Source organism: Paenibacillus liaoningensis (assembly GCF_059609455.1).
In genome coordinates, this window is record NZ_JCAALU010000011.1 from 164939 (window position 1) to 176570 (window position 11632).

The window sequence follows — 11632 nt, forward strand, 5'->3', positions numbered from 1 at the left end:
AAATATAAGCCCACTATCAATCCCAGTCACGCCATTCTTGGTAACGCTGCTCAAACTCAGTTGCATTCACTTCTGTTACAAGATTATAGCCCAGGTTGCTCGGATCGGCATTGTCCCCCGTAATGAGAAAAGCACGTACCGAGTAGTTCGGATTTGTTGCTGCATCTGCTAAATTGAAATGTGCGCGATTCGTCTGATAGCTATCCAGACTGCCAGTCGTAACAGAAACGGTATCCACTGGCACATCGCCGTTCATAAGCTGAAAAATAAAGGTCGCTTGATCATTATAACTATTGTTAGTGATGTTTCTTACGAATTTGACGGATGCGGTTAGTCCGCCGCTCGCCCTGTCAATAAGAGGCTCACTCATATAATAGGAATGTTCGGATTGATGAAGAGTAATCTCGTACACCCCATCTATCGTATCATAGGTCTTCACAATGATTTTATTTTCACCTTCTGACAACACGCTGGCTTGCAGCACAATTTCGCCGTCACTTTGACCAAAAACCCCAGGTGTATAAGTATAGCTTTCGCTTGGCACAGTCACTCCATTTACTTCAATAGAGCCCGGCGCCCATTGTGCGGTTGGAGGATTAACCGAAAGCGTTAAGGCTTTTCCAGTAAAATAGTAATCTTCATTATTATTTAAATATGGCTGGCGATTTGACACAACCGAAACGGGCATTGTTGTTCTTATTTTATCCCCTGTCAGATTGTCTGCGGCATCAAAGCTTATAGTAGCCGTACCTGTGCTAACCCCATTAATATAAAAATACCAACCATTTGGACTTGCAGAAGCTATAGCGGTATCAGAGCTTATGAAGTTGCTAAGCGTTACTCCATTGGGTGTATCGTAAAAATTGGCACCCTGCACAAATTGATTATAACCAGCTTGTATTCCAGGGAAAACATAGTTCCGATCGACCATAGGAGCCACCGTACCAACATGATTAGCTCCAACCGCTAGCGAAGTGTAGCCTACAACCTCTCCGCTTTGAGCATCTACTTCAACGATAGAAAGGATATCGCCAGCAGCAGCCGGTACAAAAGGATTATAGTTCAGGTTATAGCTATAAGCACCCTCAATCGTGCTGAACGATGTCCCTGTTTCAGGCACCACCTCTGCACTTGCCTTTCCATAGGTCGACCATACAACTGTACTATTTGAATTAAAAAGGCCCTTCACTTTCACTTTATCCTGTGTAACGATTCCTCTGTTTGTCTCCAAGGCAACTGTACTGAGATTCGGGCTCACCGAAACCGGAGCTAGAGCAGCCAAAGCCGTGCTTGGCAGAACAGACAGCGCTACGACTAGCGCCAACATCATAGACAACACGGTGAAGCTAGATTTCCCTTGCGCTTTTACTTTAAACCAACCTTTTAACATGAATCTTTCACTCCCCTGTACATTCTCGTATTCGGCATGTCTTTCAATGAGCAACCTTCCTGCCCACTATTCCAGCTAAGTATAATCCACCCCAATGACAGCAAAATGACAAACTCCGACAAAAGACCTCCTCTAATTGACCCATTTCAAATCTCTCGTCCCCCCTTTTATCCTAGGCGCCAGATTTTTATGAACAAAATATGAATAAGTAGAAACTTTTACCCTTCTTGCTTCGTCTTATTATCGATCCAGAAAATGATGGAAGAACGATCCAGAGGGGATATGAACGTTATGAGAAAAATGGTTTCCGCTCTAGCTGCTTTTGCAACGCTGTTTTTTGTGTTACTTCAGCCTGTAGCGCAGGCAGCAACAACCGATATTAAAATTTATATCGATGGACAAGTGCTGCAAACTGATCAACCCGCTATTATTATTTCGGGCAGCACCTTTGTGCCCTTGCGCGGGATTTTTGAAGCTTTAGATGCCAAAGTATTATGGAGTCAAAAAACCAAAACGGTAACCGCTACGAAGGGCGATACAACCGTTGTTCTTAAACTGGGTGCCAGAACGGCTACGATTAACAATACAACCGTTACACTGGACGCCCCTGCCCGTTCCATTAAAGGCAGAACCGTCGTTCCTGTCCGCTTCGTCAGCGAATCGCTTGGCGAGGATGTGAAATGGGATGCGAAAACAAGAAGTGTACGCATTACAACATCTGCATCCGTAAGTATTGGCGCAGCCACCTCGGTGAGTGTGTCCACAGTTAGCCAAAATGGAGACGGAAGAGATTTGCAGGTTAATTTCACACCTCCAACCGATATGACGAATGTGAACAGCTACCGCATACTCGTCGTTCCGGCAGACAAAGCGTCTTCCTTTAATTTGGCTAAGGCGCAAATTGTAGGCGGTACGAATTATACGGCGCTTCCTACATCGTCCGCATACCAAAACAATGTACTAACGGCTCAAACAAGAGATACAGACGGGGCGTTGCTTCGTTCTAATCTGCCTTATAAAGTTTTTATTTTGACTGTTGGCAATAACGATCGTTACGCGCTATCCAGCCCTTCTGCCTCCATTACGCTGAGCGTCAAATCGACAGTAGACGCTGCTTCGAATGTACGCATTAGCGATGTTAGCGACTTCGGCGACGGCCGTGACCTCTCGGTCAGCTTTACACGGGCTTCCAATGAAAGCAACATTTCCAGCTACCGGGTGATCATTGTGAAGACCGCCAATGCTTCCAAATTTGATTTGGCAGCAGCCAATACGCTTAATAGCTCCTATTACACGACGGTTTCCAAAACGGGCAGCAGTACGATGAGTACAGGCTTCAGCTCCTCGGCAAGGGACACTTCGGGTGAATATATTAAAAATGGCGTTGCCTATACCGCTTATGTCCTTTCCATGAGCAGCAGCGCAGGTACTACTGCTAATACCTTGTCTTCGGCTTCTTCGTCTGTGACACTTGGCTCTTCTTCCGGATTTAATCCGACGATTACGAGCGTAGCCGATGTCAGCAACTATGGAGATGGCCGCGATTTGCGCGTTAATTTTAATCGGGCATCGGATGAGTCCCGGATTAGCTATTACCGGATTTTCGTAGTAAGAGAGGCTGATTACGGCAACTTTAATTTAACAGAGGCGAATAACGTAGCGTCGGGAAGATATACCGATGTTTCTAGAACGGGAAGCAGCAGCTACAGCCAAATTCTCTCTTCCAGCGCAAGAGATGTGAAGGGAAATTCCATTATGAATGGCGTTGCCTACCGTGTGTTTGTAATGGGTGTTACGAATAACAGCTCCTCCTATTCCAGCACCTTGTCCACCGCTTCCTCCAGTATTGCGCTTTATAGCACAGGAGTCAGCAGTGTAACCAATGTAGGCGTAAGCGACGTGAGCGACTATAACAATGGACAGGATTTGCGCGTTTCCTTCACTAGAGCTAGCGACGAGAGCAGCTTGAACCATTACCGCATCTTCGTCGTTAGGACGGCAAATGCAAGCAGCTTCAATCTGGCTGCAGCAAACAATATTACAAATTCCAGCTATTATACGACCGTTTCCAAAACAGGCGGAAATATTAATCAAGTATTGCCTGCGACAGCGCGTGACGTTAATGGCGTGCTCATCCAGAACGGAGTCAGCTATCAGGTATTCGTCTTGTCCGTCGGCAACGGAAGCTCGACTAGCAACAATGCTCTGTCTGGCAGCTCAGTTCCGATTATCCTGTCAGCTAGCGCTGTAACAGCAGCAGCCAATGTTGCTGTCAGCGACGTAAACGAGCTTAACAACGGTCAAGATTTGCTTGTTGCTTTTACCAAAGCAGCCGATGAGACCAACCTGAACCAATACCGTATTTTCGTCGTTAAGACTGCTAATGCGGGCAGCTTTAATCTAGCAGCGGCTAACGCTGTGAGCAACGCCAATAACTACACGACAGTAGCTAAGACAGGCGGAAATATTAGCCAAGTGCTTGCTGCAACTGCGCGGGACGTTAACGGCGACCTTATTCAAAATGGCATCAGCTATCAAGTATTTGTATTGTCCGTTGGCGGCGGCAGCTCGGCAGGCACCAATGCACTGTCCCTCGGTTCAGCAGCAATTACGCTAGCAGCTAAAGGTGTATCTGCGGCAGCCAATGTGGTTGCAGCTGAATACAATGGCGGTCAAGATATCAAAGTCGATTTTACAAAAGCTTCGGACGAAAGCAATATCGACCATTACCGTATTTTCATCGTCAAAAGTGCGAATGCTGGCGGTTTTGACCTGAATGCGGCAAACCGGATTACTTTGCCTGATTATTTTACGGCAGTCAATAAAACCGATACACCGAGCAAAGTGCTTACTCGCAATACACGCGACACAGGCGGAGAGTTCATCCAAGCCGGCGTCAGCTATCAAGTGTTTGTATTGTCCGTTGGCGGCGGCAGCTCGGCAGGCACCAATGCACTGTCTTCTGCCTCTGCGACTATTACACTTCCTGTACCGCTGCCTCCAGCAGCGGCAGCAACAGCGGTTAATGCAACCCTGCTCGCGAGCGGCCAGGATATTCAAGTATCCTTCACGAAACCGGCTGATGAGCGAAATATCTCGCAATACCGCGTGTTTATCGTTAAAGAAGCAGATGCTAGCAGCTTTAACCTAGCCTCGGCAAGTGCATCCAGCATTTACACACCATCGCCAGCTGAAGCCATACTAACAATAAACAAAAACACATCGGATGCTAGTGGTCAGCCACTCGCTTACGACACCAATTATCGGGTGTATGTGCTTTCGGTAGCCAAAAGCGGTGCGAATGCGTTGTCCGATCCTTCGGCAGCTGTTCTGTTTCCAACGCCAGCTACCCCACCAGCGACACCAACAGCACCAACAACACCAACTCCTGACCAGCCTACAGGAGTTTAAATTTAATAGAATCAAGATGTACGCAAAAAAGGCCGGGAGCCCCTCAATGGGGTCCCGGCCTTTTTTTGCATGACATGCATCTCACCAATAGGAAGAGCATCTCTTTTATTAGCTGTTTTTTAATTTTTTAGCATGCCCGATTCCAGCTGGCACTTTATTGCTTGCAGGCATTTTAACGCCTTCCTCTTCACCTTGCTTGACACTTTTTATAAAGAAAGAAAGCACAAGTCCAATAACGCCAATTCCAACAATAACAAGATAAGCATCATTAATACCTTGAATGTTCGCATGTACCATCATTTCCTTGGAAGCCGTCTGTGTGCCGCTAGTCACCATCGTATCCGTCAGATGGGTTTTGGTGCTCGACGTCATGACGGTTACGAGCAAGGAGGTACCAATCGCGCCAGCCACTTGCTTAATCGTATTAGAGATAGCTGTTCCGTGCGCATTCAGTCTCGCTGGAAGCTGATTCAGACCCGCAGTAGTAATTGGCATTAGGAAGAGAGCCATACCGATCCGTCGTCCCGTAGACATCAGCAGCAAGTAGTTATAGCTGGTGGAGTCCGTCAAATTCACAAATCCAATCGTAGTCCCGATTGTTATAATCATACCCACGATCGACAACCACTTTGCACCAAAGCGGTCAAATAGCTTCCCGGACACTGGCATCATGAGAGCCATAAGCAGGGCTCCCGGCAGCATAAGCATGCCCGACTCCAATGCCGTATATCCGCGTGCATTTTGCAAATAGAGAGGAAGCAGCATCATATCAGCATACATCACCATAGTGACGGCGATATTAATAATGGTCGTTAAAGAAAACATATTATATTTGAACGCTCTGAGATCCAGCAGCGGACTTTTGGCTCGCAGCTGCTGCCACGTAAACACGGCCAAGGAAACAATACCCACTGTAAGTGAAACTACAACTTCTGTGTTGGACCAGCCTAGGCTGCCCGCCTTACTGAATCCATAAATGACCATACCAAAACCGATGGTCGAGAAGATCATTCCCCATACGTCGAGCTTAGGGAACAATCGTTCAGCTACATTTTTCAAATAAAAATGAGCAAGAATAATGACCAAAGCAGCAACAGGAATAATCGCCTGGAACATCGTGCGCCAGCTGTATTCCTCCATGACATAACCCGTGATAGCAGGTCCAACAGCAGGTGCAAAAACAATCGCTAAACCAACGACTCCCATGGCAACCCCGCGTTTGTCCGGAGGGAAGATGGTAAGAATGACATTCATCAATAACGGCATAATAATGCCGGCGCCAGCCGCTTGAATGAGCCGTCCAACGAGCAATATTTCAAATGAATTCGCCATCGCCGCCAATATGGTTCCTCCGAGAAAGATAACCATGGCTGATTGAAAAAGCTCGCGTGTCGTAAAACGCTGCATAAGATAGGCCGTAATCGGAATGAGAACGCCATTTACCAGCATATACCCGGTGGTGAGCCATTGAGCGACGGAAGCCTCAATCGAAAATTCGACCATTAGATGGGGAAGCGCGACACTCATAATGGTCTGATTCAATACCGCGACAAATGCCCCTACGATTAAAACAAACAACAAGGGACCTTTCTTAATTGAGCTGCTGTCAAATACAGTGTTTGTACTAATCTTACTCAATCCTTTCGACTTCAACTAATTGACAGTCTGTAGTATAATTTACTTAATGTAAAAGATTATAGGCGTCTCGTTTTATGATTACAAGCGACACCTTTTTCAATACTGTTTAATAGTTTACAAATATGTACGATATGTAGTTTTACTTCGTAATAATCTACAAATTCATTCCATCCTGTCGTATAGACGATTATTCTGAAAGTAGAAAGGACCGGTATTCGCATGACAACAAAATCTTCAAAAATGGATCCGCGCGTTATACGCACACGCCAACTGATTCGAGATGCTTTTCTCCAGTTAATTCAAGAGTATGATTTAGAGAAAATCACGGTGAATCGACTCGCGGAGCGGGCGACCATCAATCGGGTTACCTTCTATCTTCATTACAGGGATATCCCGGATATGTTGAATCAGATGGCGGACAACATGACCACGCACATTCGAAAGCTGCTAGAAGATGTGGCCGATCAATCCAGTACCGCTAAGGATGAATGGCCCGAGCTGGTCAGGCTTATTCAGCATTTTGCCGATCATTCAGCGTCTTACAAAATCATGCTCGGCTCCAGACGTCTGCCCATATTCACGGAGCGCCTTTCTGTGCTGATGATGGAATTTATTAAAAGTAAAATTGGCAATCATAATGCCTCATCCAAAACCATCACGCCCCAAATTCCGAATGATATTGCAGCCTGGTATGGCTCCTCTGCCTTTCTTGGCACGATCGTTATATGGCTGCGCAACGATATGCCCTATACGCCTGCCTTCCTTGCCAAACAGCTTTTGCTTATGGTGCCATTCAAATCTAATGCAGACAGCTCGTAGAACACCAATCCTTATTCATTCAGATTAGACGCGAGAAAGGCCGGGAACCCTCACTAGGTTCCCGGCCTTCAAACTCATGTATGAGAAGTTCTCTTTATTCCTCTCGCCGTTGTGGGCTGGAGCACTTTCACGCCAACCTTGACTATTTTCCAAGCAATGTACCCCATCATGCCGCCAACCGTGTTTAACAGCAAGTCGTCCACATCAAAGATGCCGATGCCTAGAAAAAATTGAGTCGATTCGAAAAATAAGCTTAGCAGAAAGGAAAGCATCACTACTTTTATACATAATGCCCTTTTAGATTGGATGAGCTCCGCCATAAAAATACCAAGCGGAATAAAGGCCAGCGTATTGCCAATTAGATTCGAAAATAAAATAGAGCCTGAAATCGATAATCCATTTATATCTCCTATATCTCTTGAAATCTCATCGAATAGCTTGAAGTTCGCTTGGCGCTCGTAAATGAGGTACGGGTGGTGCAGAAACGTTTTGAAATGATACCATAAAGCATCGAGACTAATGAAGTTCCATTTGAGCAAAATGATTTTAAATAATAAAAACAGATATACGATAAACGCCGCTCCTATAAAAAGTTCCCACTTATTTGTCTTATTTGCCGTCTGTTCCAAATGGCTTCCTCCTTCACCGTCACAATCTCGCCGTTCTATTTATAAAGCTCTCTGTCCGTCGCTGCATAGCCCAGCAGAACCAAGCATATAAAAATGCCCCACCTCGTCATTAACGCGTCCTCCTCTTGCCTTATACTTCTAGGATAGAGAAAACTAGTTAAAAAAAAGTGGGGCAAATTTAAAGTTTTTCTTAAATTATGAGCGCACAGGCAATCGCACTTCAAATACCGTCCGCACCACATTGCTCTCGGCCTTAAGAGTTCCCTCATGCTGCTCTACAATATTTCTGGCAATGAACAGGCCTAAGCCCGTGCCGCCCTCTTGATGCGCCCGTGAGCGGTCGCCCGTATAATACATTTCGAAAATATGCGGCAAATCTTCTGGCGGAATCTCCCCTCCATAATTGACGACTTGAATGACCACATGCCCGGTATCGATATGCCCATTCATATCTACATATAAGCCTTCTTTGCCATGCCTGGCCGCATTCGTCAACAAGTTCTCGAATACACGGGCCAGCAGCTCCCCGTCACCATAAATATAAAGCTCGGGAGCCACATCGATTCGGGAAATTACACGATTTTTCTCAAAAACAGGATATAGCTCCTCATTCAGCTGCCTGAGCAGCTCGCTGAGATCAATGTGCTCTTTCTGAACCGGCAGCTTGCCATAGTTCATGCGGGTAATATCGAATAGTCCATCAATCAGCTTCTCCAGACGCTGTGATTTATTGAAGGCAATCGTAGTGTAATGCTTGATCTGCTCATCGGTTAGCTGATTATCCTTCACGATCAAATCCAAATACCCCAATATCGAGGTAAGCGGCGTGCGTAGATCATGGGCCAAATTCACAACCAGCTGATCCTTGCTATTTTCGGCAAAATCCCCTTTTTCGACCGCCGCTTGCAGCTTTTCGCTGGCCAAATTCAAATCCTCCGCAATGCTGTTAAACTCATCGTTTGAGGAAATATGTACCCGATTGTCAAATTCCCCATTAGCCAGATGGCGGATTCCTTTGGAAATTTCATTGAAATACGTCCCATAACGCTTCGTAAACCAGAAGAAAAAAACAATAGCCAGCGGGATAAAAAGAATGAGGAACACATAAATGTCCCCAACCTCCCTCATCATCCTCCGGTACAGAGCCAATCGATCGCCCTCGCGAACGTCGACGTAATAGAGCTGCAGCATTTTATAAATGCCATACGTAATCGCACCGGACAAAAGCATGCTTAAGCCCAGCAGCATAATCATCGTAGTCCGAAAGCTTCGTCTGCTTTTAATCATTAAACGTGTACCCCACGCCCCAGATCGTCTTGATGAATTTACGCTTGGTCGTATCTTCTCCCAGTTTTTTGCGCAGTGTACGGATATGGACCATCACCGTATTGCCGCTCTCATAGTAGGCTTCGCCCCATACCTGTTTAAAAATGCTTTCCGCGCTAAACACCTGTTTCGGGTGGCTCGCCAGCAAATAAAGAATGTCGAACTCCTTCGGCGTTAATTCGACGTCCTCGCCGTACAAGGTGATTTTATGCTGATCGGGTGAAATCACGAGTCCGCCTAGCTCCAGCACCGCTTTATTCATGACGGCTGGCTGATTGAATTGCAGCGACCGGCGAAGCTGCGAATTGACGCGTGCCACCAGCTCCATTGGATTGAAGGGCTTGGTCATGTAATCGTCAGCGCCCATAACCAGCCCTGTGATTTTATCGAGGTCCGAGGTTTTGGCACTTAAGAAAATAATCGGCAGATGGTATTGCTCCCGAATTTTACGTGTGACCTCGTACCCGTCCATTTCCGGCATCATAATATCCAAAATAGCCAAATCGATCGTTTGCGATTGCACAGCTTGCATGGCTGCCTTCCCGTCGGCTGCTTTTATAATGTAATAACCTTCCTTTTGCAGGTGCAAGGCGACCAGATCCGCGATCTCCACCTCATCGTCTGCGACCAAAATCGTAATACGCCTCAAATCCAGTCACCCCTAACTGTCTATGCCTAAAAGTAATGAACAACAAGTGAAGCCATACGCTTTTTACTCAAATCGGCTTAACAAAGCCAATGCCTCTTCATGACCCGGCTCCAGCTCCAGAAATTGCTGAATATAGCTCAATGCCTGCTCGTCCAACTCCAGCTCAAAGCAGCTAATAGCGAGACAATAAAATACGGTTGAAACGACCTCATCTTGTTCTTGCTGCACCGATATTTCTAGAAAATGCTTGGACTCCTCGTACATTTCCATCTCAAACAGCAGCAAGCCAGCATCTAGTGCCAAGTCATAGCACTGCTCCATGACGTAATACGACGACCACATTAGCTGAATGCCTCTTAGCAGGTCCTGCATTTCTTCATCATTCGCATCCGGCAGCAGGCTGGCTATTTGCTTCGTGCTCTGAATGAAAAACTCCGCATCATATCCACCCAAACGCCAAAAGCTCAATAATGGTTGCAGCTCCATGCTGGCAAGATGGCGGTCAACCCACATTTTCATGCTGAAAAACTCGTCCGGGCCAAAGCGCTCGACAAATCGGCGGTAAGCTAGTCTCGTATTTGAGTAGGCCATCGGTTGATCCAAATGGAGAATGCAGCCGACATTTATATTTTTATAATGATGCGGGGGAAATAACGCCTGGGCTCCTCTTTGCTCAAACACATGCTGAATCGCATGGTAGTTGGCGGTTAAGGAGAAGCTGCCATGCAGAAACAGCTCCGGCGGCTCGGCAAATTTCCAGTTATCGAGCAGGTGGTCGCCCTTGTCAGCAGTTATTAATAGAAAGCCTGCCTGGGACAACCGATTCAAGCGCTCCAAGCAGGTTAAACCCGCGGCAGGAAATAATATATGCGAATCCTCCAGCTGTTCCTGATATACGGCAATGACATCACGGTAAGGATAGTCGTCTTGCTCATACTCGGGTGCCCGCCTGTGCTCATAATGCAAAGCGATTTGATCTAATAGTTCGGCTGGTTTAAGGGCATCCCGATTTTCAGGATATTCGACAAAAACATCCGCTTCATAAATTTGCCCGTCGCCTACATAGATTAATTCTTGTGGAATGCTGTCAAAAAAATAGTTGGCGACAATGACTAATGGTTGCTCTAAGTCCTGTTCTCTAATGATTGTGTCTGACTGGGCGAGGCTTAATGCCGTATCATGAACCGCATCAAATCGTGCAAAATCAAGCAAGCCTTCAGCGATAAAAGCTTGCAGGGCAGGATGCTGCTGCCAGGCTAGAACATTTTTCATAGCCAAATCGGTCATAATATAGCGGAAAGGGGGCAGGGATATCCCCGCATAGTCTCTCAGCTGGCATAGCTCATGCAGCACATGATAGGCGAGACGGCCTGCTCCCGCCCCGAGCTCTACAATAAACACAGGCTCTGAGCCGTTTCCCTTATTTGCCCGATCTTGGAGGAGTCCGAATATCATCTCGGCATAGGCCGCCGCAATCATAGGATTACTCGTTATATATTGAGGGACTTGATCATTGTTCCAAGCCTTCATGCCTTCTTCTTCAAAATATTCCCTTTGAATATGCCATATAGGCGCTTCACTAAAACGATAGCGTTGTGTATGATTAACAGTCATTTAAACGAATCCTGCCTTCTGAAAGTGATTGCATGCCATCTTGCCCGCCTGCACATTACTTATTTTCATAATATCCCTTTTTATGATAGCACATCCCAATCAAATACGCCGTTTCAACCGTCAAGAGTCCGACTGCCATACAAAAAAGGACGCCCA

Annotated in this window: 8 protein-coding genes; 2 read left to right on the forward strand and 6 right to left on the reverse strand. The window is 46.3% G+C overall.

Annotation, left to right across the window (positions count from 1 at the left end; all coding sequences use genetic code 11):
* Nucleotides 1–16: 16 nt before the first annotated feature.
* Entirely contained in the window at nt 17–1390 is a 1374-nt protein-coding gene (locus AC6B99_RS18145; protein ID WP_496663930.1) for a hemoblobin-interacting domain-containing protein, read from the reverse strand.
* Nucleotides 1391–1681: 291 nt separating this feature from the next.
* On the opposite strand from AC6B99_RS18145, the gene AC6B99_RS18150 reads away from it, so the two are divergent.
* Nucleotides 1682–4801 (forward strand): copper amine oxidase N-terminal domain-containing protein, encoded by a 3120-nt coding sequence (locus AC6B99_RS18150; RefSeq protein WP_496663931.1) that lies wholly within the window; start codon nt 1682–1684, stop codon nt 4799–4801.
* Nucleotides 4802–4909: 108 nt separating this feature from the next.
* Here AC6B99_RS18150 and AC6B99_RS18155 read toward each other — a convergent pair whose 3' ends face one another.
* On the reverse strand, nt 4910–6430 hold the full coding sequence (locus AC6B99_RS18155) for a DHA2 family efflux MFS transporter permease subunit (RefSeq protein ID WP_056037024.1): 1521 nt from the start codon (nt 6428–6430) through the stop codon (nt 4910–4912).
* Between the two features lie 228 nt (nt 6431–6658).
* Between AC6B99_RS18155 and AC6B99_RS18160 the strand changes: the two genes are divergently transcribed.
* Nucleotides 6659–7258, forward strand: a complete 600-nt coding sequence (locus AC6B99_RS18160; RefSeq protein ID WP_056036301.1) for a TetR/AcrR family transcriptional regulator — start codon at nt 6659–6661, stop codon at nt 7256–7258.
* 74 nt (nt 7259–7332) lie between these two features.
* Here AC6B99_RS18160 and AC6B99_RS18165 read toward each other — a convergent pair whose 3' ends face one another.
* The 4 genes from AC6B99_RS18165 to AC6B99_RS18180 form a co-directional block, all read right to left on the reverse strand.
* Nucleotides 7333–7887, reverse strand: a complete 555-nt coding sequence (locus AC6B99_RS18165; RefSeq protein WP_056036299.1) for a VanZ family protein — start codon at nt 7885–7887, stop codon at nt 7333–7335.
* A gap of 195 nt (nt 7888–8082) precedes the next feature.
* Nucleotides 8083–9174: a HAMP domain-containing sensor histidine kinase gene (locus AC6B99_RS18170; RefSeq protein ID WP_056036298.1), complete on the reverse strand. Its 1092-nt coding sequence runs from the start codon at nt 9172–9174 to the stop codon at nt 8083–8085.
* Nucleotides 9167–9862: a response regulator transcription factor gene (locus AC6B99_RS18175; protein ID WP_056036296.1), complete on the reverse strand. Its 696-nt coding sequence runs from the start codon at nt 9860–9862 to the stop codon at nt 9167–9169. Before AC6B99_RS18175 ends, AC6B99_RS18170 begins: the two co-directional genes overlap by 8 nt.
* Before the next feature lie 63 nt (nt 9863–9925).
* A complete protein-coding gene (locus tag AC6B99_RS18180; RefSeq protein WP_496663932.1) occupies nt 9926–11476 on the reverse strand; it encodes an SAM-dependent methyltransferase in 1551 nt (516 codons plus the stop codon).
* Nucleotides 11477–11632 lie beyond the last annotated feature (156 nt).